General features: G+C 43.6%; 21 protein-coding genes. 9 read left to right on the forward strand and 12 right to left on the reverse strand.

Translation table 11 applies throughout. The annotated features are described in order from the left end of the window. The first annotated feature begins 308 nt into the window (after window positions 1-308). Window positions 309-6,107: a hybrid sensor histidine kinase/response regulator gene (locus H6G17_RS11945; protein ID WP_192157330.1), complete on the forward strand. Its 5,799-nt coding sequence runs from the start codon at window positions 309-311 to the stop codon at window positions 6,105-6,107. Between the two features lie 171 nt (window positions 6,108-6,278). Here the strand turns inward: H6G17_RS11945 and H6G17_RS11950 are convergent, their stop codons facing one another. The 3 genes from H6G17_RS11950 to H6G17_RS11960 form a co-directional block, all read right to left on the reverse strand. Continuing rightward, window positions 6,279-7,637 (reverse strand): FAD-dependent oxidoreductase, encoded by a 1,359-nt coding sequence (locus tag H6G17_RS11950; protein ID WP_192157332.1) that lies wholly within the window; start codon window positions 7,635-7,637, stop codon window positions 6,279-6,281. Between the two features lie 127 nt (window positions 7,638-7,764). Then, window positions 7,765-7,941: a hypothetical protein gene (locus H6G17_RS11955; RefSeq protein WP_192157334.1), complete on the reverse strand. Its 177-nt coding sequence runs from the start codon at window positions 7,939-7,941 to the stop codon at window positions 7,765-7,767. A gap of 1 nt (window position 7,942) precedes the next feature. Next, window positions 7,943-8,107: a hypothetical protein gene (locus tag H6G17_RS11960; protein ID WP_192157336.1), complete on the reverse strand. Its 165-nt coding sequence runs from the start codon at window positions 8,105-8,107 to the stop codon at window positions 7,943-7,945. 177 nt (window positions 8,108-8,284) lie between these two features. On the opposite strand from H6G17_RS11960, the gene H6G17_RS11965 reads away from it, so the two are divergent. The 4 genes from H6G17_RS11965 (at window position 8,285) to H6G17_RS11980 (ending at window position 12,212) form a co-directional block, all read left to right on the forward strand. Further along, window positions 8,285-10,015, forward strand: coding sequence for an ABC transporter ATP-binding protein (locus H6G17_RS11965; protein WP_192157337.1), 1,731 nt, complete (start codon window positions 8,285-8,287; stop codon window positions 10,013-10,015). Between the two features lie 60 nt (window positions 10,016-10,075). Continuing rightward, window positions 10,076-10,618 (forward strand): GNAT family N-acetyltransferase, encoded by a 543-nt coding sequence (locus H6G17_RS11970; protein WP_192157420.1) that lies wholly within the window; start codon window positions 10,076-10,078, stop codon window positions 10,616-10,618. A 164-nt stretch (window positions 10,619-10,782) separates the two neighbouring features. Then, on the forward strand, window positions 10,783-11,838 hold the full coding sequence (locus H6G17_RS11975) for a fatty acid desaturase (RefSeq protein WP_192157339.1): 1,056 nt from the start codon (window positions 10,783-10,785) through the stop codon (window positions 11,836-11,838). Window positions 11,839-12,074: 236 nt separating this feature from the next. Next, entirely contained in the window at window positions 12,075-12,212 is a 138-nt protein-coding gene (locus H6G17_RS11980; protein WP_039714828.1) for a photosystem II reaction center protein K, read from the forward strand. 127 nt (window positions 12,213-12,339) lie between these two features. On the opposite strand, the gene H6G17_RS11985 is transcribed toward H6G17_RS11980, so the two are convergent. Together H6G17_RS11985 and H6G17_RS11990 are read right to left on the reverse strand one after the other, a co-directional pair. Next, window positions 12,340-12,903 (reverse strand): glutathione S-transferase family protein, encoded by a 564-nt coding sequence (locus H6G17_RS11985; protein WP_192157342.1) that lies wholly within the window; start codon window positions 12,901-12,903, stop codon window positions 12,340-12,342. A 37-nt stretch (window positions 12,904-12,940) separates the two neighbouring features. Then, window positions 12,941-13,405, reverse strand: a complete 465-nt coding sequence (locus tag H6G17_RS11990; protein WP_192157344.1) for a hypothetical protein — start codon at window positions 13,403-13,405, stop codon at window positions 12,941-12,943. A gap of 42 nt (window positions 13,406-13,447) precedes the next feature. Here H6G17_RS11990 and H6G17_RS33135 point away from each other — a divergent pair, with 42 nt between their 5' ends. Both H6G17_RS33135 and H6G17_RS11995 read left to right on the forward strand, forming a co-directional pair. Continuing rightward, on the forward strand, window positions 13,448-13,603 hold the full coding sequence (locus H6G17_RS33135; RefSeq protein ID WP_206757156.1) for a hypothetical protein: 156 nt from the start codon (window positions 13,448-13,450) through the stop codon (window positions 13,601-13,603). A gap of 239 nt (window positions 13,604-13,842) precedes the next feature. Further along, on the forward strand, window positions 13,843-14,568 hold the full coding sequence (locus tag H6G17_RS11995; protein ID WP_192157346.1) for a tetratricopeptide repeat protein: 726 nt from the start codon (window positions 13,843-13,845) through the stop codon (window positions 14,566-14,568). Between the two features lie 35 nt (window positions 14,569-14,603). On the opposite strand, the gene H6G17_RS12000 is transcribed toward H6G17_RS11995, so the two are convergent. Further along, a complete protein-coding gene (locus H6G17_RS12000) occupies window positions 14,604-14,990 on the reverse strand; it encodes a hypothetical protein (protein WP_192157348.1) in 387 nt (128 codons plus the stop codon). A 462-nt stretch (window positions 14,991-15,452) separates the two neighbouring features. Next, a complete protein-coding gene (psaM, locus tag H6G17_RS12005) occupies window positions 15,453-15,548 on the reverse strand; it encodes a photosystem I reaction center subunit XII (RefSeq protein ID WP_192157350.1) in 96 nt (31 codons plus the stop codon). A gap of 242 nt (window positions 15,549-15,790) precedes the next feature. On the opposite strand from psaM, the gene H6G17_RS12010 reads away from it, so the two are divergent. Together H6G17_RS12010 and H6G17_RS12015 are read left to right on the forward strand one after the other, a co-directional pair. After that, entirely contained in the window at window positions 15,791-17,056 is a 1,266-nt protein-coding gene (locus H6G17_RS12010) for an FGGY-family carbohydrate kinase (protein ID WP_192157422.1), read from the forward strand. A 57-nt stretch (window positions 17,057-17,113) separates the two neighbouring features. After that, window positions 17,114-17,770 carry a DUF938 domain-containing protein gene (locus H6G17_RS12015; protein ID WP_192157352.1) on the forward strand — a complete coding sequence of 219 codons (657 nt, stop codon included), beginning with the start codon at window positions 17,114-17,116 and terminating at the stop codon, window positions 17,768-17,770. Between the two features lie 70 nt (window positions 17,771-17,840). On the opposite strand, the gene H6G17_RS12020 is transcribed toward H6G17_RS12015, so the two are convergent. The 5 genes from H6G17_RS12020 to H6G17_RS12045 are packed head-to-tail and all read right to left on the reverse strand — an operon-like array spanning window position 17,841 to window position 24,729. Beyond that, window positions 17,841-18,875 (reverse strand): glycosyltransferase, encoded by a 1,035-nt coding sequence (locus H6G17_RS12020; RefSeq protein WP_192157354.1) that lies wholly within the window; start codon window positions 18,873-18,875, stop codon window positions 17,841-17,843. 19 nt (window positions 18,876-18,894) lie between these two features. Continuing rightward, window positions 18,895-20,187 (reverse strand): glycosyltransferase, encoded by a 1,293-nt coding sequence (locus tag H6G17_RS12025; RefSeq protein ID WP_192157356.1) that lies wholly within the window; start codon window positions 20,185-20,187, stop codon window positions 18,895-18,897. A 35-nt stretch (window positions 20,188-20,222) separates the two neighbouring features. Next, window positions 20,223-21,515, reverse strand: coding sequence for a glycosyltransferase (locus tag H6G17_RS12030; protein WP_192157424.1), 1,293 nt, complete (start codon window positions 21,513-21,515; stop codon window positions 20,223-20,225). Between the two features lie 57 nt (window positions 21,516-21,572). Continuing rightward, window positions 21,573-22,892 carry a histidine phosphatase family protein gene (locus tag H6G17_RS32580; protein ID WP_199316666.1) on the reverse strand — a complete coding sequence of 440 codons (1,320 nt, stop codon included), beginning with the start codon at window positions 22,890-22,892 and terminating at the stop codon, window positions 21,573-21,575. Then, on the reverse strand, window positions 22,876-24,729 hold the full coding sequence (locus H6G17_RS12045; protein WP_192157358.1) for an ABC transporter ATP-binding protein: 1,854 nt from the start codon (window positions 24,727-24,729) through the stop codon (window positions 22,876-22,878). The genes H6G17_RS32580 and H6G17_RS12045 overlap by 17 nt, the downstream gene beginning before the upstream one ends. Window positions 24,730-24,789: the final 60 nt, after the last annotated feature.

Consider the following 24,789-nt stretch of genomic DNA (forward strand, 5'->3'; position numbering starts at 1 on the left):
TTGGAATGTAATAACCTAAATTCATTAAAGTAATTCCAAAATCAAAAACTTTCAATTAAATAGTACGAATAATGTTCTTAACTGAGCGTTTATAATTCTATTTTCGCCCAATTCTACTGAGTTTTGAGTGTAACACGAGTAGGGATGAAATTGTCTATTACTATTTTTTCACTTATTGTCAAGTATTGATTTATGGCTGCAACCTCAACTCAATACTATCCTCCGATCTCAAAACTCAAAATAATTTCTTAACTCAAAACTAATTCTCTTACCTGAAAACTTAGAACTCAAAACTCAAAAGAATTATTATGCTGCCGGAACAACAACAGCGGATTTTGGGCTATTTTCTCGAAGAAGCCAGCGACCACCTAAATACGATCGAGCAAGGCTTGTTAAATTTGCAAAGTACGCTTGCAGATTCGGAAATGGTAAATGAAATCTTTCGAGCTGCTCACTCAATTAAAGGAGGAGCAGCAATGCTGGGTCTGAATAGCATCCAGCGTACAGCTCACCGCTTGGAAGACTTTTTCAAAATTTTGAAAGAGTGTCCGTCGATTCAGATCGAGCAAACTCTAGAATCATTATTTTTGCAAGTTTTCGATAATTTAAAGGCACTTTTGGAGCAACTCCAAAATGGCTCTAACTTAAGCGATGGTGAAGCCAGTCGGTTAATGGCAGAAGTCGAACCGGTGTTTGCTGCTCTGGAACATCAACTGTCTGTACTGGTGGGACAAGCTGGTGGTAGTATGCATCCAGATGAATTATCCATGCCTGCGGTTACTGCGGATGCACAAGCAGCGATCGCTGCTTGTGCATCCGCTTTTGAGTACAGCGTCCCAGAAACACTCAGAGAGTTGTTACAACTATTTAAGCAGCCGGAGACATCTCAAACGCGCCAAGAACTTCAGGCGTGCTGTACCCGACTCGCTGAGATGGGAGTGGAATATGGCTTATTTGGCTGGTTGACGTTGTGCGAAACAGCAGCAGGAGCGATCGCCAATACTGACAACTCCTATCGTACTCTTGCTCCAGTCATTATTCGCGAACTCAAACAAGCACAGGAACTCATTCTCTCTCACCGTGCAGATGAAATTACCATCTGCGAACAATTGCAATCGTTGTCGATTAATACTTTCTTGCTGGATTGGGAAGAAAACAATAGCAATAGTTTTGAGTTAAACGAGAATCAGTTTACTGAAAATTCTCTCGTTTTAGGAGCGGATATCTTCACACCTCCTGCAATTGTTGATAATGAAGTCAAAACAGCATTCTCTACAGAAGAACAACTGGACAACTTGTCAGATGATGACGCTCTTAGCAGCTTATTTACTCCCAAGTCAGACAGCAATAATCAACTTTGGCAAGAAACAACCGATCTCCTAGATGTCATCAACGATCGCTCGGATGATATCTCGCTTCAAGATATTGAATCGCAAGCTTCTATTTCTTCTGAAGAGACTTTAGCACTCAATAATTTATTTACTGAAGCCCAAGATATTTCTCTAAGTTCAATTGACGAAGAGCCTGCTTTTTTGAGTTTGTTTAGCGCTCCGACAGCAGGTTTAGATGACGTTACATCTCTGGAAGCAACGAACCCTACAGACAATTCAGAAAACGTCAATCTAAATCAGTTGTGGATAGAGGAAACTCAGAGCTTACCGCAGCTCGAAACATCATGCTCCGAAGCTGTTGTCGATAGTTTGGTAGAAGCGATCGTCGATACAGAAATACAGCTTGAATTAGGTAATGAATTCGCTATATCAGATGACTTGATTGCTTTTGTGCCACAAGTAGAATCAGAGTTGACTGAATCAGAGTTTGATTTATCTGCGATCGCATATCCCGCAAGTGTAACACCAATATTTACAACCGATGCTGATAATGATGTTACAGAATCATTGACCGAATGGAACAGTGAGATTGAACCAGTAGAATTAAATTGCGATTTAATTTCTGAAATAGATGAGAATTTAGGCTTAGAAACTGACAACATTGCTCCAGAAATCGATGAAGGATGGGATGATAGTAATGTAGGACAGTTAGAACTTGGCTTTTCTCCTATGGAGTTGAGCGGTAAGTTTAGTTTTGAGACTGAATCCAGCTTAGAACCACTAATATCAATAACCGATGATAGCAATCCAGACTTCATGGCAGGATGGGATACTAGCAGCGAAGCCCCAGAAATGGGTTTTGACTCTACACTAATGGAATTAAGTGAAGATCTTGAATTGACAACCAATTCTAGTCTGGAATTAGGCAAGAGCCTTGGTTTAGAAGTCGATTCCAGTCTGGAACTAGTTAGTGATTTTGATTTAGCAACCAATTCTAGTTTGGAATTAGGTGAGAGTCTTGATTTAGCAACCAATTCTAGTTTGGAATTAGATGAAAGCTTTGGTTTAGCAATCAATTCTAGTTTGGAATTAGATGAAAGCTTTGGTTTAGAAGCTGAGTCTAGTCTGGAATTAGGTGAGAGTCTTGGTTTGGAAACAGAAGCTGATTCCCAGTGGAGTGAGAGTAGCGCCACATCCATATTGGAATGGGATACTGACACCGAAGCATCTGAGTTAGGCTTTGATAGTACTGCTGATTTGTTTACTTCTCCTACTTCAGAAAAGATAACAGTAACAAACATTGATTCTTCTTTCATGCTGGAAGAATCAACAGATGAGATGCCTACAGAAGATACAGCATCGATCGCACAATGGGAAGCTAGTAGCGAAACTCCAGAACTAGGCTTCGACTCTGCCACAATAGAGTTAGACAACACTCTCAACTTAGAATTAGAGTCCGATGGCGATCTACTCACCAACGAATCACTAACAACAGACGATTTCAGTAGTGCCGAGCTGATGACAGGGTGGGATACTAGCAGTGAAGCCCTAGAACTGGGGGTTGATTCCACTATTATCGAGTTGAGCGACAGTATCAGTTTTGGCGCATCTAACTCAGAGCTATTCGCACAATCAGCATCAATGCCTGTTGATGACGAAAGTACCACTCCTGGTATGACATTCGATGTCGGGGAAGATGAAGAAAATATCACTCCTAGTACAACATGGAATGTTGGGGAAGATGAACTAGGTATAGATTTTGATACCCATCAAATTGAAAGCGAAGCTCTTCCCAGCTTTGAACTCGAACCAAGTTTGGAGTTAGGCGATAACTTCAGCTTAGTAACCGAAGCTTCCACAGAAGATGCAGAATCGCTCGTGCAATCGGATACTGACAGCGAAACCCTAGAGATGGGCTTTGACTCTGCCACGGTAGAATTAAATGATTCCTTCAATCTAGAATTAGAACCTAGCAGCGATTTACTCACCGACGCATCACTCAATCTAGAATTAGAACCTAACAGCGATTTACTCACCGACGCATCACTGGCAGCGACAGACGATTTCAGCAGTCCCGAACTGATGGTAGGTTGGGATGCTGGCAGCGAAATAGAAACATCTTGCGATGATGAGAGTTCTATTACGAGTGCAGCCTGGGGTGCTGGGGAAGCAGAACTAAGTTTGGCTGGGGATCCCACCCAAACTGAGAACGAAGATCTTTCAAGCTTTGAACTCGAACCGAGTTTGGAGTTAGGCGATAACTTCGATTTCATGGCTGAATTGGCTGAAAATGATGCCGAGCTATTTTCTACCTCCACTGCGGCTATCATTGATGAGAATATTACAGAGTTAATGTCTGTGGTGGAATCAATCTACCAAGATACAACTGGCAATGAGGACTTGCTAGGAGAAGCCCAAGCAGATTTCCTAGCGGACTCGCAGTTGGAAACAGATGACGATTTTCCCGAACTAAATGCCTTATTGCATGAGGAAGAATCAGTCACAAATGCGATCGCCACGGCAGAAGCTTTATTAGATTTAAGCTCATCTCCAATCGTACCTGCGATCGAGACACCTACTACAACACCAAGCAGTGATGATGACTTTGGCGATTTGGACTTACTTTTGCAGGAAACTCCCAAAGTCGCGGCAGCTACTATCACAACTCCAAGCGATGGTGACTTTGGCGATTTGGAACAGCTATTACAGAAGACTTCAGCGAAAACTACCAATGTAGTTACACCTCAACCAGCCCCAGCAGCACCTCAACCAGCAGCTGCGTCCCCTAGCTCTCGCCGTCCCGCCTTCGAGCAGATGATGCGCGTACCAGTCAAGCAACTAGACAGTATTGGTAATATGGTTGGGGAGCTAGTTGTATACCGGAATAGCTTAGAGCAAGATCAAGAAAGGCTACGACAGTTCCTCGACAACTTGCTACACCAAGTCCAGCAGTTGGGTGATGTGGGTACGAGGATGCAGGAACTATACGAGCGATCGCTCTTAGAAGCATCCTTACTCAATAGTCGTCAGGGAGGAAAACTAATTTCAGTTCCAGATGGCAATTCTTCCTCAGTAGAGGAGCAGCACGCCACTGGAGTCAACTTTGACGCACTAGAAATGGATCGCTTTACAGGCTTCCATACCTTAGCGCAGGAAATGATCGAGTTGATCGTCAGGGTACGCGAGGCTTCTTCAGATATTGAATTTGTCACGGGTGAAACCGAGCAAGTAGCGCGCAACTTCCGCCAAGTGACAACCCACTTGCAAGAAGGGATCACGCGATCGCGAATGGTTCCCTTCAGTCAAATTGCCGAACGGTTGCCTAGAGCCGTGCGTGATATTGCTCTCAAATACGGAAAGCAGGCAGAACTACAAGTAGAAGGCAACGAGACTTTGATTGACAAGGGGCTTTTAGAGCAACTCTACGACCCCATGACCCACTTAGTCAACAATGCGATTACTCACGGGATTGAAACCCCAGATGAGCGAACTGCTAAAGGCAAAGCTGCGGCTGGCAAAATTACAATTCGCGCTTTTCACCAAGGCAATCAGACCGTAATTACCGTCAGCGATAATGGAGCTGGGATCGATCCAGAAAAAGTGAAGGCAAAAGCGATCGCAAATGGGCTAATTACTCCAGCAGAAGCAGACAGCATGGATCGTTTGGATGTCTTTAACCTGATCTTCCAACCAGGTTTTAGTACCAAGGAGCAAGTAGACCAATTTGCCGGACGCGGTATTGGGATGGATGTAGTGTTGACTAGCCTCAAACAAATGCGAGGTACAATTCATACTGATTCCACTCTGGGCAAGGGAACAACCTTTACAATTCGTCTACCTCTAACACTGAGTATTTGTAAAGCACTTTGTTGCGTGAGCGATAAGGCTCGAATTGCATTCCCAATGGACGGTGTGGAACAGATGATAGACATTCCCGTGAATGATATCGTCGCTAACGCAGAAGGACAGACCTGCATTCCTTGGCGCGATTCCTTATTGCCATTCCGACCCTTAAAAGAATTGCTTGGTTTCACTCGCCAATTAGGGAGAGGTAGCATTTATGGTAGCAGTCGCGACGACAACGCAGTTTCGATTGTGATTCTCCGTTCTGCCGATACATTCTTTGCGCTCCAAGTTGACCAGGTGTTAGGCGAACAAGAAATTGTAATTAAACAATTTGAAGCACCTGCACCTAAGCCAGTAGGAATTGCTGGTGCTACAATTTTGGGGGATGGTCGGATTGTACCGATCGCAGATGTATTGGAGTTAATCGATCTATCTGTAGGACGGATTCAGAAAGATGGTAGAGGTACTGTTTGGTCGCCCAGACATATTCCTGCACCGCCAATACCAGCAGCGCCAGTTAAAACAGAACCATTAGTACTAATTATTGATGATTCGATTACCGTCCGCGAGCTGTTGTCGATGACATTTACCAATGCTGGCTATCGTGTGGAACAAGCGCGTGACGGTCAGGAAGCTTGGGACAAGCTCCGCGATGGTTTACCTTGCGATTTAGTTTTCTGCGACATTGAGATGCCAAGAATGGATGGCTTAGAGTTACTATCACGGATGCAAAAAGAGGAAAGATTGAGTCAACTACCAATAGCCATGTTGACATCGCGGGGTTCCGACCGTCACCGCCAAATGGCACTCCAGTTAGGAGCTAGCGGCTACTTCACTAAACCATATTTAGAAGAAGCATTGCTTGATGGCGCTCAGAGAATGCTCAAAGGTGAGGTATTAATTGCTGTTAGTAGTGCTAGTAGTATGTAGGCAATTGAGTTAGTTTCAGTTTGCTAGAAGAGATGTGCCGTAGCACATCTCTTTATTTATGTGTAGCAAAAAGTAGAGATAACGAATTATATTCTCTCCTTCAGCTTCCTCCGCTTCCATTTTCCGAGAAAGGCTTTCCCCTACTCGTGCGCTCCCTACTTTCTGGTATCCTTACTCATCTCCTAAATCTTTCCAGAATTGTTGTTTATTAAATGTATATTGCGCTCCTAAAAAAGCAACAATTTTTTCAGTATCGTATTCGGCATTTTGCAAGCAAGTAGAAGCACCAGGAGAGGGAGTTATATTAAACAAAATATTTTCTCCAACAATTTTGGCTTCTCCCATTTCAAGATGCTTAGTTTTTGTATTAACAATTTGGGGTCTGATTCCTCCATAACCTTCAGCAAATTGTAATTCGCTCAATTGTAAAGAAGGAACGATCTTACGTGCTTCTCTTAAAAATAGTCTTTTACCGACTAACGGTAGATCGTAAATTAGATTCCTCAAAATATATTTGGAAATGGTTGTATCTGATAGTATATTTAAAAAGCTTATAATAGCATTGATACTGAATCCTGCTGTTTTAAGATAGTCTAAAACAGTAGCATATTTGCGATTCTCTAATAGTAAAGTGACTTTGGCGGTGGGACCAAACCTAGTCAGGCTTTGGTCGTGAACTTCCGGATCTCCATGAATAGCAGCAAAGGGAATTTTTTTCATTTGTACGGTGTAAACTTTGCCATTTAAAACACCTGGTGAAAAATAAAAATTTCCAGCTACGTTCAAAAGGGCATAATCTTTTCCATAACCTAGAGTTTTGGCAAATAAAAGACTATACGCTCCCGTGGCAAAAGCCACAGTTTTCGCCGAAAATGTTCCTCGATCGGTTTGTATATAGTATAAATCTTGCACTTTTTTGAGAAACTTAACTTTTGTTGACATCATAATGTCAATTGTTTTTTTAGTTTCAATTGAGTTTTGCAAAAACGAGCGAGACAATGCCTGAAAATCTATTGTATAACCAGCTTCAGAATATAAAGCTATAATTTCTTCCTCGGGCTTTCTATCTTTAATAACATTCGGTTCAATTGCCTCTATTTCTGGCTTTTGAATTAATTTTAATTGCGGAAATAACGATTGAAATTCTCTGTATCTATCTCGCAGTTCTTGAACTTGCTCTGCTCCAATACCTAAGACTAATTTATGGTACTTGCTAAAGCTTTTTTGGCTGGTGTCGTTTCTTAAAAGATAGTTTTTGACTAAGGTTGCGGCTCGATTCACTTTTTGAGCTTTTTCTAGAGTATAGTTAGTTTCTATATCGCCAAAATGAAGCGTTTGGCTATTCATTGTTTTATGAGAATTGCATAAGCCAACTTCTGATTCTTTTTCTACTAAGAGAATTCGCTCTACATTAGTATACTTACTTAAGCTATGCAGCAAAGCAGTGCCAGAAATACCAGCTCCAATGACAGCTACTTCATAAGGAATATTTCCAGATTGCATTGTCTGTTTGTCTCGATCTAATAACATTTCTCAGCCGTTGCGATCGCTCGTCATAATAGTTATTCTTTCATGTTAATTCATGGAGATATATTTGACACTCTACTAAAATGCTGCTATTTGTCATTGGTCATTGGTCATTTGTTAAATAACTTGATTAAGGATTAACAGCGGTTCCTGTCGTCCAGATATTCGTAGTTGCTGATAATTCTAGGGTGCGATCGCCGTGTTTGTATTCTACCCGTTGCGGATGCACGTCACTAATTTCAGCTTCTAACAACAATTCCACAGGTACGACATGCTGTTGTAAGGCTCGATTGGCAGAGGAGCGCAACTTAATCCCGATCGCCTTTTAAAATCTCTTTACCGCGTTGAAGAATGACTACCCGGATTTCTTGTTTGTTACCACCAATTTGAGCATACCAATCGGGTAATAAGTCTGCTAAGGTAGCAGCTAGCTCTACTCCAGAACGACCATCACCCAAAACAGCAAACGTCAATAGGATGCGGCGTTGTTCTATATCTTCTGTTTGAGTTGCTCTTTAGAGACAATCGCGTAGATGTCTCCCTAACGCGAGCGCATCTTCTTAATTCTCACCTACGACTTACCCATTACCCATGACCAATTCAAAATCCACAATCTAAAATTGATTCACCAATAACTGATAACCGATCATATGAGCCAAGCTCTACTAGATATCGATAATCTCAAAGTTGCCTATCCACAGCAAAAAGATAGGGAGTCCCTGCAATGGGCTGTTAACGGCGTATCTTTGACGCTGCAACGGGGCGAACGCCTGGGGCTGGTGGGGGAGTCAGGTTGTGGTAAATCGACTTTAGGGCGGGCTGTAATGCGCCTGTTGCCAGATGCTAGTCGAGTGAATGGCAAGGTGATGTTTGAGGATAGATCGGTATTAGATTTCACGCCTACCCAGATGCGACAATTTCGTGGAGAAGCAGTAGCACTGGTATTTCAAGATCCAATGACGCGCCTCGATCCGCTGATGACGATTGGCAAGCACTGCGTGGAAACTTTAAGGGCGCACCAACCCCAACTCTCAGAACGAGAACTAAGGGATAAAGCGATCGCTACTCTCGCCGCCGTGAATATTCCCGAAAATCGCGCTCATCAATACCCGCATGAATTTAGCGGTGGAATGCGCCAACGGGTGGCAATCGCCCTAGCTTTGATGCTCGATCCCAAACTAATTATTGCCGACGAACCAACAACTAGTTTAGATGTAACTGTAGCGGCGCAAATCTTAAAAGAACTGATGCGCCTATGTCGCGAGCGGGACATGGCTTTGTTATTGATTTCTCACGATCTGGCGCTGGTGGGAGAATACTGCGATCGCATTGGCGTAATGCACGATGGAGAATTAGTCGAAACTGGTTCCTCCCAAACAGTATTTCGGCAACCCCAACACGAATACACGCGATCGCTCTTGCAGGCGGCTTTGCATATTCATGGGGAGCAGGGAGCGTTTCGGTGCAGGGAGCAGGGAGCAGGGGGACAAGGGGGACAAGGGGGACAAGGAAGCAATTCCAGCCACTCAGCAACTACCAACTACCAACTGCCAACTACCAACGACCCATTACCGATTCTCAAAATCACCGATCTCAAACAGCATTACAGCTTAGAACGCAATTTTATCGAGCGGTTGTTTAAAGCTGAAGACCAGACAATTAAGGCTGTAGATGGAATAAATTTGGAACTTTTCCCTGGGGAAATCTTGGGATTAGTTGGGGAATCGGGTTGTGGTAAGAGTACTTTATCTAGGACAATATTACAGCTAGTTCGCCCTACATCGGGAAAAGTAGAGTGGCAAGGCACGGATTTAACTACTTTGTCGCGACAAGATCTGCGCCTTTCTCGACGACAAATGCAAATGATCTTCCAAGATCCCCATGCTTGTCTTAATCCAACAATGACAGTGGGACAGAACATTGCCGAACCTTTGTTCATTCATCACATAGCTAATCCTGCAAAAGCGAAAGAGCAGGTGATGGCAATGCTGAAGCGAGTCGGACTAGTTCCATTGGAGAATTACTACAGCCGCTATCCTAGCGAACTATCTGGCGGACAACAGCAGCGAGTCGCGATCGCCCGTGCGTTGATTACTCGTCCGCGACTGATAATTTGTGACGAACCTGTCAGTATGCTTGATGCTAGCATTCAAGCTCAGGTACTCGATTTAATGCTGGAGTTAAAGCAAGAGTTCGATTTAACTTATTTATTTATTACCCATGACTTGTGGGTAGCTCGATTTTTATGCGATCGCATTGCTGTGATGAATAGCGGTCAGATTGTCGAAATCGATACTACTCAAGCTATCTTTAACAATCCTCAGCATCCTTATACCCAAACGCTATTGGCAGCTGCACCTTTATTAGGGAGTGGGGAGTAGAAAATGGGAAGTGGGAAACGCAAGCGTTGTGCGCCCAAATAGATGAGGGGTGAAGAGGTGATGAGAACGATTCGCGATGCAGTGGTTGCCGATTTGTCAGAAATTGTCGCGATTTACAATGCTGCAATTCCCGACCGATTAGCAACAGCCGATCTAGAACCCGTATCTGTAGAAAGCCGCACGGATTGGTTTTTTGCCCATTCTCCAGTGGAGCGTCCGATTTGGGTGTTAGAAATTGATGCAGCTATAGCTGGCTGGCTGAGTTTTCAATCTTTTTATGGACGACCAGCTTATAAAGCAACTGCGGAGGTAAGTATATATGTTGCTCCTAGCTATCGTCGCTGTGGCGTGGGACGACAATTGCTATCTTACGCGATCGAGCAAAGCCCCAGCTTGGAGTTAAAGACTCTATTAGGTTTCATTTTTGCCCATAACCAGCCCAGCAGAGAACTATTTGATGCGTTTGGCTTTCAGCGTTGGGGATATTTACCCCAGGTTGCCAATCTTGACGGTGTAGAGCGCGATTTGGTCATAATGGGAAAGCAAATTCAGTTATCAGTGAAGCAAGGGAGCAGGGACGAGCTGGGAGCTGGGAGCAGTTAATTTCGACTTCTGACTTGCGAATGCGCGACTTCATCTATATAAATGCCCCTTTTTCTAGGGTACTTAAGGTTGATATAATTCCGAAGCAGTTCGATCGCAAAACTATCAGCACGCTATCAACTTAGTGGTGTGTTAGCAATTGGTATCGTTTCTTACAGGTGTTCATGACTACACTGATTCCACAACCTCAACAATCAACTTATGGTTCCTTCAATCCTGAAATACGTCTCAAAGATATTCTCAAAACCATACCAAAGGAGTGCTTTCAACGAGATCGCCTGCAAGCATGGTCGCAGGTATTCATTAATATTTTTATGGTTGTGGTGGGTTATGTAGGTTTAGCGATCGCGCCTTGGTATTTGTTACCCTTTGTTTGGATTTTTACCGGTACAGCGTTGACCGGTTTTTTTGTGATTGCCCACGATTGCGGACATCGTTCGTTTGCTAAACGTCGTTGGGTTAACGATTTAGTAGGGCATACGCTACTATTACCGTTAATTTACCCTTTTCATAGCTGGCGCATCTTACACAATCACCACCACCTACACACTAATAAAATCGGTGAAGACAACGCATGGCAACCTTTTCAACCAGAATTTTATGCTAGTTTAGGTTCTCTCGGACAATTGGGTTATCGACTGATGCGGGGTGAATTCTGGTGGATGGCTTCTACCTTACACTGGGGAGCATTACACTTTAACTGGACTCGATTTGAAGGGAAACAGCGCGAACAGGTCAGATTCTCAGCTTTGTTAGTCATTGTTTTTGCCGCGATCGCATTTCCACTACTTTTCGCTACCACTGGTTTCTGGGGAGTCATCAAATTTTGGTTTATCCCTTGGTTGGTTTATCATTTTTGGATGAGTACTTTTACTCTGGTACACCATACAGCTGTAGATATTCCTTTCTATCATCCTCATGAATGGAACGCGGCGCGATCGCAGTTGTCAGGTACAGTTCATTGTAATTATCCCCAATGGGTAGAATTTCTCTGCCACGATATCAGCGTTCATATCCCCCACCACATTTCAACTGCAATTCCTTCCTACAAACTGTGGCAAGCTTATCGCAGCCTACAGCAAAACTGGGGTGCTTATTTACACCCAGAATCCAACTTTTCTTGGTCTCTCATGCAGGAGATTACGTCTCATTGTCATATTTACGATCCTGATAATTGCTACCAGTCTTGTCAGGAATTTCGTTTAGGGAACAGGAAATAAGGACAAGTCAAAAGTCAGAAGTCAGAAGTCAAAACTGAGGAGAACTGAGGAGATAAGAGACAGGTGATGGTTGTTAGTTGTTAGTAAACGCTGCGACTCCGTGAAGACGGTTGATGATTAACTGCTCCCTGCTCCTGCTCCCTGCTCCCTGCTCCCTATTCACTGACAACTGATAACTGATTCATGTTAAGATGCATGTCAATTCTGAAAGCTGTGTTGAGAAGGAAAATTTAAGTATGGAAGCCGCATTATTGTTAGCAAAACTACCGGAAGCATATTCCATCCTAGATCCTCTAGTTGACGTTCTGCCCTTGATTCCTCTATTTTTCTTGCTGCTAGCTTTTGTTTGGCAAGCGGCTGTTGGCTTTAGATAAGCTAGGGCTAAACGCAGAGCTAACTCTTAATACGTGGAAGCAGGATAGGCATCGTCTACCCTGCTATTTTTTTCAGATGAATTGTTCAACCAATTTTAATGAGACAGACTGTGAAGGCTACTTTTCTTCACCCACCACGGCGAGAGCCAATTGACTTTTGAAATGCCGGACGTTCGGCGAGTCTTTTGGCATAGCTAACAACTGCTGGGTATTCGCTCAGATCTAGCTTTAACATGATGGGAATGTAACTTAAGATAGAGCCGACCGCGACATCAGCTGCACTAAACTGTTGACCGAGCAAATAAGATTGCTGCTCTAGAATTCGATTAAGAGTAGTCATCAGACGTGGCATTTCGCGATCGCGGTTTGCTTCCACAAAAATTCCTGGTCCCAGTGTGGCATTAGCAAATAAAATCCATTGGCTCAGCCGAGCGCGTTCTGCTAAGGACAGCTCGGCTTTTTCGTACTTGTCGGCAAGATACGCCAGAATTGCCCCAGATTCCCACAGTCGGACATCTCCGTCTACAATTGCTGGAACTTTACCAAAAGGATTGATGGCAAGATATTCTGGCTGGAGATGCTCTCCTGCTTTCATATCCAGCATGACAAATTCGTAGGGAACTTCTAGTTCTTCCAAATACCATTGAACGATCGCGGCACGGCTAAAAGCACCACCATAAAGTTTGAGCATATTTTAAAGATTCAAATGCTGTTATAAAACTCAACAATCACAGAACTTGATGGGTGTAGGCGTGCTGCTTCACATTATCGTCTTTACTAACAACTCGTTTCGTGTTTAGCACGCGCTTGCGTTCTGTGGAATAATTAAAATCTTCGCGAGTTGTGCCGAGAGGAATGAGAGCCTTAGCAACAGTACGGCTCTTGTAAGTACGAGCAGCAGCGATCGCCCGTTGTCCGAAGTCGTCGCTAAATTGGGCTGAGGTGGGAAAACCAGCAGGTATCTGTAATTTGTCCCCAGCTAAAACCGTTCCCAGGGTTGTAGCGCTAACCAGTTTGTAGGATGTGGGAATACCTTTAGCGATCGCTTCTAAAGCAGCAGAGGGTATCGGCTCGATAATTTCTAGTTCGCGCACTTCTCCCTCTTCCTTCACAAAGCAAGTTGCTAGCCCGATCGCAACGTAGTCTTCTGGGGATAGTTCGGGCGCGTTGGCATACACAGTAGCAGTAGTCATAACAAAATTCTCTCAAAAATCCAAACACAGCAGTCACCGTGCTTGCATTTTATCAACTTGTCGAACGTATTGAAGAAAAGGGAGCAGGGAGTAGGGAGTAGAGAGCAGGGGAACAAGGGGGACAAGGGGGACAAGGGAGACAAGGGGGACAAGGGAGCAACTACCAACTACCACTCTTCACTGATAACTGATAACTGATAACTGATACCTGATACCTAATTCCTAAATCTTCTGGAATTTATCTGCGGAAAGATGAATGATCCAGTATGAAGTGAGAATCATAGAGTGTGAGCATCGACTTAGGGGCTACTAATGCTTGACATAAAAAAGTCTAGGCGAAGACACCTAAGTAAGTGCCACAAAGATACAGCAGATAGAGTCTAGATAATTATAAGTTTATTTTATAGAGCTTGTGGCTCAACAGCCCAGCAACCATCATGAGAAGCCAATCGTTAGAAGCAGATAAAAAGAATCGGAAATGCCGTCATCAACGTAATACTAGTGGCATGGCTAATCAGTCGCCAATAGCCTCCAAAACTGGTAAACGGCAACCAGAACTAGCCTTATCCGATACATACTTACGTGCATGTGCTGCGGAGAAATCGCAGCAGGGAAACTATGCCGACGCGATCGCGTTGTTGAGCCAACTGCTTTATCGCTGCCCTGGAAATGCGATTGACTACAACAATCGGGGATTAGTATACTTCCAGGCTGGTCAACTCCAACAGGCGATCGCTGACTACGATCGCGCTCTAGAACTGAATCCCAATTTAGCAAAAGCTTATAACAATCGGGCTAACTATCACGCCGCCTGTGGAAACTTTCTCGCTGCATTGGCTGACTACGATCGCGCTCTAGATCTTAATCCTAGCTACGTGCGGGCGTTACTCAACCGAGGCATTACTCTGCGCGATCTGGAACGCTATGAAGAGGCAATTGAAAGTTTCGATCTGGCACTGTTACTAGGACAGCTAGAAGGACATATTTATGCCGAACGCGGTCGGACTTATCATTTATGGGGCGATTGGAACTGCTGCATATCTGACTATCGCCGTGCTTTAGATCTGTTACCACAGCACAACAGCTCCAATGCCGATCCTGCTATGCGTTTACGCACTCAGGTGGAAACTTGGTTAAACCAATTATTAACGATTGACAATTAGTGGTAGTTCTGGCGGCTAATTGCTATCGTCAATTGCTATCTAGATTTGTCGAGGAAGTAGACTTGGCGCTGTCCTGGCTCGATTAAGTTATTTTGCTCTTTCATCAAAGAATGGCTTTGACGGGGATCGAAGTAGCGGTTGAGGTCTTGACGCAAATGACCGACGCGCTGTTCTATCTGCTTGACTTCGGTATTAATTGCATTCGATTTTTGCTGCTGCGACCAAAGATAAGGCGCTAACTGTATCAAACCATACAGCGTTATAGCAGAAATGGCACAGTTAGCAAATAGTTTTGCCGTATTTTCTAAAACTAACGTGCGATTGGGATGGCGCTGCTGGCGCTGTATGGGCTTTCTGCGGCGATCTTGGCGACGAGTCTTTTGTGGCTGTAGAGGTGGTCTAGACGGTTGAATGGCGTTCATAATTGCTCAAAAGGGGCGATGAAACAACTAGGCTTATACAGTTTGTAGATTGTGCTTTTTGTTCACTTTGATACAAAGAATCCCCAAAACCTTACTCTCACTCTGCGCTGGCTCTCAACCGTAGTTTTACGCAAACGTAGCCAAAACTGTTTACCATCGCACAATTAATACTAGTGAATATACGGTAAATCAGTAGGGAGGACGTTTGGAGGTTAACAGCCGACGTATAGAGTAACTAGCTGGCGATCGCGAAACGGAGTTTTGCTAGTTGGTAGATGTTATGCAATCGAAGCTCGATTCAAACTAATTTAAATGATTTGAGATGGGGTTTTGAGTCGAGGAGCGATCCCCTGACTCAAAACTCAGCTTTAAAGCAGTTTAACTATGAGTGTTTGTTCAGTTAACAAACAAACCAGTAGTCTCTGCCTCACGATGTCATAGTTAACAAATGTACCTAAATTTCTACTTATACAGTTCGGTAGCTAGCCGAAAAGCTAGTAGACCAGGTAGTAACGCTACTATGAGAGCAACGTAAACTTGAGTATCTGATATATTCATTAAAAAGCCTCCTAGTCACAAAGTATTCTTACCAGATAGTTTCATAATTTCAAATGAATTCCCTCATCAGGGGAATAGCTTGTTACAACTCTTAGTAAATAGGGTGTGGGGTGACAGTGACCAGTGACTAGTGACTAGTGACTCCTGACTAATAATTTCTCCTCTGCGCCTCTGCTCCTCTGCGCCTCTGCTCCCCTGCTTCCTCAGCTCATGAGCAGCTCTCTTCCCCTAACCCCTAACAACTGATGATTTCTCTGGGAATCGATTTTGGGACTTCTGGCGCTAGAGCCGTGGCAATTGATGCCGCAGGCAAGACTCTGGCAGAAGCCAAGCATGTTTTTACAGAGGCAAAATTAGCAACTGCACCCACCCAATGGGAGACGGGATTGTTTTGCTTACTAGAGCAACTGCCCTTAGAACTACGACAGAAGATCGGGGCGATCGCGATTGATGGGACTTCTTCCACCGTCCTACTGTGTGACGCGACGGGCAATCCAATTGTTGCCCCAATACTCTATAACGACGATCGCGGCATTGCTGTCATGGACAAACTACGCGCGATCGCTCCTCCCCATCACGTAGCGATCGGCGCTACGTCCAGTTTGGCAAAGTTGTTGTGGTGGCAAAAAGCTTGTAGAAGTGCACATCTGTGCGCCCCTACAGAAATATATTTTTTACACCAAGCTGACTGGCTGGGTTTTTTATTGCACGGACAGCTAGGAGTGAGTGACTATCATAACGCTCTGAAGTTGGGATATGACGTGGAACGGTTATGTTATCCTGATTGGTTATTGAAATTGCCTGCACTGCCAAATTTGCCCCAGGTACTTACTCCTGGCACACCTGTAGGAGAGGTGACGGCAGAGGTGCGATCGCGGTTGGAGTTGCCGCAAGGCTGCGTGGTACGTGCTGGGACGACAGATAGTATTGCTGCGTTTCTGGCTAGTGGAGCAAATTCCCCTGGAGAAGCTGTCACATCGTTGGGTTCGACCTTGGTACTCAAATTACTCAGTCAGACGCGGGTGGAAGATGCTCGTTCTGGAATTTACAGTCATCGACTGAGCGATTTGTGGTTGACTGGTGGGGCTTCTAACACTGGTGGAGCTGTGTTACGGCACTTTTTTACAGATGCAGAGTTAGAAACACTAAGCAGTGAGATCGATCCTAATTACGAAAGTCCCCTAGATTACTATCCTTTGCTCAAAGCAGGCGATCGCTTCCCAATTAACGATCCTCATTTGCCACCGCGACTAGAACCTCGTCCAGAAAATCCGGTTGAGTTTCTACACGGATTATTGGAGAGTATGGCACGGATCGAAGCACGGGGATATCAATTATTGCAGCAGCTCGGGGCAACCCCTTTGAGATGCGTCTACACAGCTGGAGGCGGGGCGAAAAATGCTGTTTGGAGTCAAATTCGCGCTAGACATTTAGGCGTGCCTGTGGCGCAGTCAGCGCACGCGGAAGCGGCTTATGGTACGGCATTGTTAGCACAGATGTCATGTTGAAAGTCATGCTGAAATAATTAATGTTAGCGATCGCCCCATAACCTACACGAACAATTTATGAACGATTCAAGTAGCCGACGACAATACGCTCCTGCTACCCAACGCAACCGCAAGCCGATTCTGGAAGTACTGCTGCAAGTTTTGCCTTCTACAGGTACGGTGTTAGAGGTTTCCAGCGGTACGGGAGAACATGCAGTTTATTTTGCCCCTCACCTTCACCCGCGGAATTGGATTCCGTCCGATCCAAATCCTTTAGCACGAGAGAGCATTGCAGCATGGCGAGAATCTTGTCCGACAGATAATTTGTATCCACCACTGGCGTTAGATGCTAGCGATCCGGTTTGGGTGGTAGAAAGGGACGAACTGCCAGAATCTTTACATAATATAGATTTTCAACGCGATCCGATTGTGGCGATCGCCAACATTAACATGATTCACATTGCCCCTTGGTCGGCTTGTCTGGGATTGATGGCAGGAGCAAGGCGAATTTTGCCACCAGGGGGTATTTTGTACTTGTATGGACCCTTCAAGCAGGCGGGTCAGCATACTGCACCCAGCAATGCTGCTTTTGATGAAAGTTTACAGGCACAAAATCCAGAATGGGGCGTGCGCGATTTGGATGATGTTATCGCAGTTGCACGCAGCGAAAATCTTTCCCTAGTTAAGACTTATGCCATGCCAGCTAATAATCTTTCGGTAATTTTTCAGGCATGAATTAGTGTTGGGGAGCAGAGAGCAGGGAGCAGGGGAGAACCGACTACCAATTACCCATTACCAATTTTATTCACGCTTTAGCCAACTCTGGCGTTGTTACTTTCTGAATTGGTGGTAGCTCCAGTTTACGTTGTGGCAACATTTTGGCATAGCGATCGCTCAGATAGCGATTGAATTTCCGGTCAAGTTTTTTCATGGTTCGCTTCAACGGCTTATTCTCAAATCCAAAACTTACCTGACGCACGAAGGGTTTAATAATTGTGGCAATGCGTCTGACTCCCAATTTTTTATACTTGGTTTGGAAATAACCGTCTTCCGATAAATTCCACTTTTCGCGTAGGCGTTGTAAGCTGCCTAAAGTCCAAGCGTCACTCCAACGCAGCATATAAAAATGCAAATCCGTCCATTCTAGAGGTGGACCCGGTACGTATGTCACTAAGCTATCTGGCTCAAAATAGACCGTACCTCCCACTTGTGCCACAGTCATGCAAAAGTCAAGGTGTTCTTTGGTGTTGAGCATAGCTTCGTCAAGATAGCCAATGCGATCGAAGATTTCTCTGCGAACTAAAGTGCAATGAAATTCTGCCAATTCAGTTTGAGTCCGCTTTAATTGAGAACGCAATTCCAACGCGTTATGACCTTGTTTGTACATTTTCTCGCGTAGATGTCGTCTGCCTTTCACATCAGTAACAACGCGGCTTTCTCCACCTGCAAAGTGAACCCTTTTGTGAATCGGTTGCTTTTCACACATTAAAGGACCAACTACAGTTGCCTCTGTTTCCTCAGCGCAATCAACTAAAGCTGTTAACCAGCCTGGAGAAACTATGACATCGTTATCAACAAAAACCAAATATTTAGTATCGACACGACTCAAACCAATGTTACGTGCATGATTGGGAGAAAGGTAGTAATTCGTGCGAATAATTTCAAAACATTTTTCTTGGGCTTGAGCTTCCAGATATTTTCGTACTTTTGCTGGAGAATTTCCATCAACATAAATTAACTTGAAGGGGAAATCTGTGTGTGCGTAAATGCTTTCTAAAGATGCCTGAGTACAGCTAAAACGCTCCCGAGGTACGACAACGATTGTCACTATAGGTTTCATTACAAGCGATTCCTCCGTATTAATGATTTGCTGTTAATAATAAACTTCGATCTGTCAAAGAGTGTTGGGGAATTTTTGAATCTAATACTTGTTGATAAATTTCAATTAATTCATCGTTTAGCTTATCCATATCATATTTTGCTTCTACCTGCGCTCGACCAGATAAACCCATTTGCTGCCAAATTTCTGAATGTTGAATGAGGTAGCTTAATTTTTGCGCGATCGCCTCAACATCTCGTTCTGAAACTAAAAACCCAGATACGCCATCTTCTACTAATTCTGGAATGCCGCCATGTAAAGTACTAATAACAGGTAAACCCATTGCCATTGCTTCTTTTAATGTATTGACTGGTGCATCTTGATTACCATCAGCTCCGGTCACACTAGGAGCCAGAAAAATATGACAAGTATCGAGAATTTCTACAATTTCTTTTTGTTGCTTCCAGCCTAATAATTTGATAGTACGCTCGGCATTCAATCCAGTAATTAATTGCTCTAAGTCTGCTTTTAGTTCTCCATCACCAATGATGTAGTATTCAATATTTGGATAAGTTTGAGCGACTTTAGCAACTGCGGCGATCGCATACTCAATTCCTTTCTTTTCTACCAAACGTCCAGTCGTCACAATTTTCACTTTGCCATCAGCAGGAAAAAATCGAGGTTGGTAAGCAAACTTACTACAATCAATTCCCGAACCGTGGACGTGAATTTTGTCTGAATTGCATCCTAAAGTAACTGCCTTATTTTTAAAAAACTCACAGTTAGCCAAGAAAAAATCTGTTTCTTGAAAGACTTCTTGATAAACGCGATCGCCCCACTTGGGTAAGAATTTACTAATATCTGCACCTCGAAACGTGGAGATTAATTTTCCTTCAATTAATCCGAGTTGACGAAACCACACGCCAAACACTCCCAAAGTACTAAATTGACAGTGAATGACATCGTACGATTTCTTATTAAGAAATGGTATCGCTCGATAAAGTAGCTTCAGCGATTTCGCTTGACTCAAATATCGAGAAGTATTCAACAATTGCAAGCATACCAAAGGATTTTTGTAGAAATTAACTGCTAGTAAACTCAACCCTTTCAGCCAACGCCATAGCTCGTTATCGGGTCGATTTGGTGCGTAAAAAGTTCGTTCTAATAGTTGATATTGTTCGACTAAAGGATGCACTTTAGATAGATCTTTGGGAGCGCCATCTAGGGAATAAATATCAACTTCATGACCGCGCTCGATCGCGCCAACAATTTGATTGAGAATAAATGGCTCTGATAGAACAGGAAACCGAGCGACAAAAAACGCGATTTTCATATTTAGTAAAATTTTTCTTTTGTAAAAATATCGCTCTAAACATGCATGAGTTTTTGAAGGTTCTGGACTGAAGTTTTTCGATTTAATTTTTCATCTAACATTTGCTCGTAAATTGCTACTAACTCATCGTTCAATTTGTTCATATCGTATTTCGCTTCTACTCGGTCTCGACCAGCTTTCCCCAGACTTTGCCAAACTTCAGGATGTTCGATTAAAAATTCGAGTTTTGTGGCGATCGCGTCAGCATCGCGCTCTGGAACCAAGAATCCAGATATGCCATTTTGAACTAATTCGGGAATGCCACCATGTCTAGTACTAATAACAGGCAAACCCATTGCCATTGCTTCTTTTAATGTATTGACTGGTGCATCCTGATTGCCGTCAGATGCCGTGACACTAGGAGCCATAAAAATATGGCAATCATTGAGAATTTCGATAATTTCTTTTTGCTGCTTCCAACCTAGTAATTTAACGACGTGACTAACATTTAATTCGCTAATTAATTGCTCAAAGTAGGCTTTTAAGTCACCGTCACCAATAATATTGTATTCAAGATTCGAGCAAGTTTTGACTAACTTAGCAATGGCACGAATACCATATTCTATTCCTTTCTTTTCAACCAAGCGTCCTGTTGTGACAATTTTAATTTTTCCATTAGTGGGAAAATGACGCGGCTTAAAAGTAAATTTACTACAATCCAATCCCGAACCATGAACGATAATTCTTGTTGGATCGCAGCCTAAACCGATCGCGCGATCGCGAAAAAATTCGCAATTTGCTAAGAAAAACTCACCTTCTCTAAAGAGTCGATCGTAGACATCAACACCGTTTTCTTGAACGTATTTACTAATATCAATGCCGCGAAATGTAGTAATTAACTTACCTTGAATAATATTAGCGTCGCGATAAGCGAGAGCAATTGGCGCTAGCGTACCGAATTGACAATGAATGATGTCATACGATCCATCTTGAAGTAACGCGACAGTTCTGTAAAAAGATTTTAACGTTGCGACTTCTGCATCATATTTACCGGGCTGAAAAAATTGTAATGTTTTCCAAGAACCTCGATTTAGATTCTTCAGAAATAAACCTAACCCTTTAATCAAACGAGGAAAAAACTTTTCTGGTACTGTTGGCGGAAAATAAGTACGCTTCATTAACTGGTATTCTTCAACTACAGGATGTATCTTACCCGTGTAGTTTTTAGGTAATCCATTAACTGGATGAATGCGGACATCGTGACCGCGATCGATTAAACCAGTAATTTGATTCAGAATAAAGGCTTCTGATAAAATTGGAAAGCGCCAAACAATGAATGCAATTTTCATAGTTGTGTCATTGGTCATTAGTCATTGGTCATTTGCGAATCAGACATTTTAACTTAATTAAATAAATATCTGTGTAGGCATTGCCCACCCTACATCTGATTTATGAATCAAGTCACTTTGAGTCGTTAAAATATTCATTGCCTGTAAAATTGGCGGATGGCGATCGCCCGGATATTGCAGACAACTCATCGTTCCTTTTTTGACTAATATTCGTTCCGTACTCTCTGAATTCATGCCGAAAACATGACCGATTAAACGAGCAATCGCATCTTCGCTTGCTATGACTAAACCAGTCGTCAACTGTTTGGAGCTAGCTTTACTTCTTTTACCAATGACTACTTGCCAAGCTTCGGGAATATCTTCTCGCAATACCTCAAACTGTACTGTTTCTGGATGGTGTTGCAGAATTTGTTGCACCGTAATGTGGTAGGAGTCAAGTATGCTATTGAGGCTAAAGTCAATTCGCACTTGTTTGAGAAACCTAGCTATGTTTTGAGTTTGTGCTGCATTTGTCCCAGAAGGTACGAGCAACAGCCGTAAGCCTTTACCCCCTTCTTGAGGCTTGGGTAAGTGTTCTCCTACATGAGTATTTAAATTCATTGCTTCCAATTGCCCTGACTCCAGAGAACCGTCAGGAAAATTTAGAACGCTGATGCCGCAGTTAGACTGTTGAATGCAATGATAGCGATCGGGTGTAATTCCTAAAGCTGTACTTATCAAAGCGCGGTTGGTTCCGCCATGAGTCACGAGTAAAACGGTTTGTCCCCTATGGCGCGGTAATATTTCTTGCCAAAACTCTCGCACCCTTTGATATAAATCCAGGGCAGGAAAGAATTTTAGTGGTTGTTGGTTGTTGGTTGTTGGTTGTTGGTTGACAGTCAACGCTGACACTACACTGCGTGAAGACAGTTGACGGTTGACAGTCAATGCTGGCGCTACACTGCTCCCTTGTCCCCCTTGTCTCCCTTGTCTCTCCACACTTCCAGAGAATTCCATCCAAAACTCATGGGGGTGTTGCTTCCAAAGGCGATATTCCTTGGCGAAGTTTTCGCGCACGTATTGAAATGACAACCCTTGCCATGCCGGAAGATCGGTTTCGCGTAACTTGTTTGTTATGCTTAATTGGATATGGGGGGAGATGACTTTTATAATTTCTCGGGCGGTTTCTTGCGCTCGTTTCAATGAACTGGAGTAGATAGCATCAAATACCACTCCTTTAAGAAAATTGCCAGTTGAACGCGCGTCTGTGCGCCCTACTTCAGTTAATACTGACTCATCGCTGCTACCTTGATAAAGACCGAGAGCATTGTAAGTACTCTGCCCGTGGCGTACTAAGATAACGCGGGTTGCTCGATATTCCTCATGCTTCGATCGCATAAGTGTCTCCTGTTTGCTCGCTATCGATAATGCTTTGCATCTGGTACAAGGTGGCATAATGTCTGCCCAGACGCATGAGTTCGCTATGCGTCCCCTGTTCTAAAATGCTGCCTCCCTCAACGTAGAGGATGATATCTGCGTGTTGCACTGCTCTGAGATTGTGGGAGATTGTAAATGTCGTCCGCCCCTCAGTGAGTTTTTCTAAGGCTGCGTTGACAATTTGTTCGCTAGCACTGTCCAAACCTGTAGTCGGTTCATCCAGAATCACAATCGGCGCTTGACGGATCGCCGCGCGGGCGATCGCAATTCTTTGTCGTTGTCCGCCCGATAGGGTTCCACCCCGTTCGCCCAAAACTGTATCGTAGCCTTGGGGCAGTTGCATGATGAATTCATGAGCATTAGCAAGACGGGCGGCTTGTTCTACTTCTTTGCGAGAAGATCCTAGTTTCCCGTAGGCAATATTTTCTTGTACGCTAACTGCAAACAAAACGCTATCTTGCAAAACTACGCTAATTTGCTGCCGCAGCGAATCTAGGGTGTATTCGCGTAAATCTTGACTGTCAATTAAAATTCGACCGGAATCAGGGTCATACAGGCGGAGAATTAAACTCAGAAGAGTCGATTTACCACTTCCAGAAGGACCCACCACCGCTACTTGTTGCCCTGGCTGAACGGCAAAGCTAACATTTTTTAATATTTCCTTACCTGTACTGTAGCCAAAAGAGACATTTTCAAACCGGATTGCCCCAAAGAAAGGATGTGCTTTTTTTGCCCTTGGTAAGTCACGCACGTTGAGTTCGTAGTCCAATAACTCCACCACTCTTTCACCAGAAGCCGTCGCTTTAGCAATCTGCCCGACTTGAGTGGAAAGTTTTCGCATTGGTTCAAAAGCATTTTTTAAATAAGTCATAAATACTAATAATTCGCCAGGAGTAAGTCCCTTGTGCAAAACTACATGGGAGCCGCGCCACAAGACTGCGGCGATAATTACTGCCATTAGGACTTGCACCGTTCTTTCTAATGCTGCTGAAAGTTTTAAAGATTCGATCGCCTCATCTAAACTTTTTTGGTTTTGCGCTGCGAAAATGCTATGTAGCATCTCCTGTAAAGAGAGAACTTGTACGACTTTAATCGCGCCAATAGTTTCACCCGTTGTCGCTGCTAAAACACCTTCAGAATCGCGATGTTGTTTGGCGAAACTACGAATACGACCGATTGTTTTACTCGTGAGCAAAGTTAGAAGTGGGAATATTGCTGTTGCGACTAATGCTAATTCCCAGTTCAGCCAATACATAATTGCCAACATTCCTAGTAAAGAGATAATGTTGGTCAATAAAGGTAGAGCAGTTTTGATCGTCACCAACCGCATCTTTTCAATATCAGCCGTGACGCGAGTAATTAAGTCACCGCTTTTATGTTGTTGGTGAAAGGAAAGAGAAAGACGCTGTAAGCGATCGAAAACTCTACCACGTACCTCAGATAATATCTCTACAACAGCCAAGGACATACCATAGGTACTCAAATATGCTGCCATGCTACCCAGTCCAGTAATACCAACTATTGCTAGGGCTGAGAAAGTCAGCAGCATGACTGGATTGAGTCCAAAGCTATTAGGAATATTCGTGGAGTTATTATGAGCGGGAATTAGAATATTATCAAAAACATACTTTAGAGGCCAAGGTTCTAGTAATCGTAGACCTGTTTCTATTAATAAAGCAAAAAAAGCACCAACAATTGTGAATCTTTGCTTACGGATATAGGGGGAAAATTTTCTCAAAATCCGCAAAAGACCTGGTATGACTCCTCTTAAATCTTTTTCTTTAGGGCGCTGACCCATTTAGTAGTTCTCCTTTAATTAGTGGTGCGTATAAGAAAGTAGAGCGATAGAAGGTAGGTT

The organism is Chroococcidiopsis sp. [FACHB-1243] (assembly GCF_014696895.1).
In the GTDB taxonomy this organism is placed as follows: domain Bacteria; phylum Cyanobacteriota; class Cyanobacteriia; order Cyanobacteriales; family Chroococcidiopsidaceae; genus Chroococcidiopsis.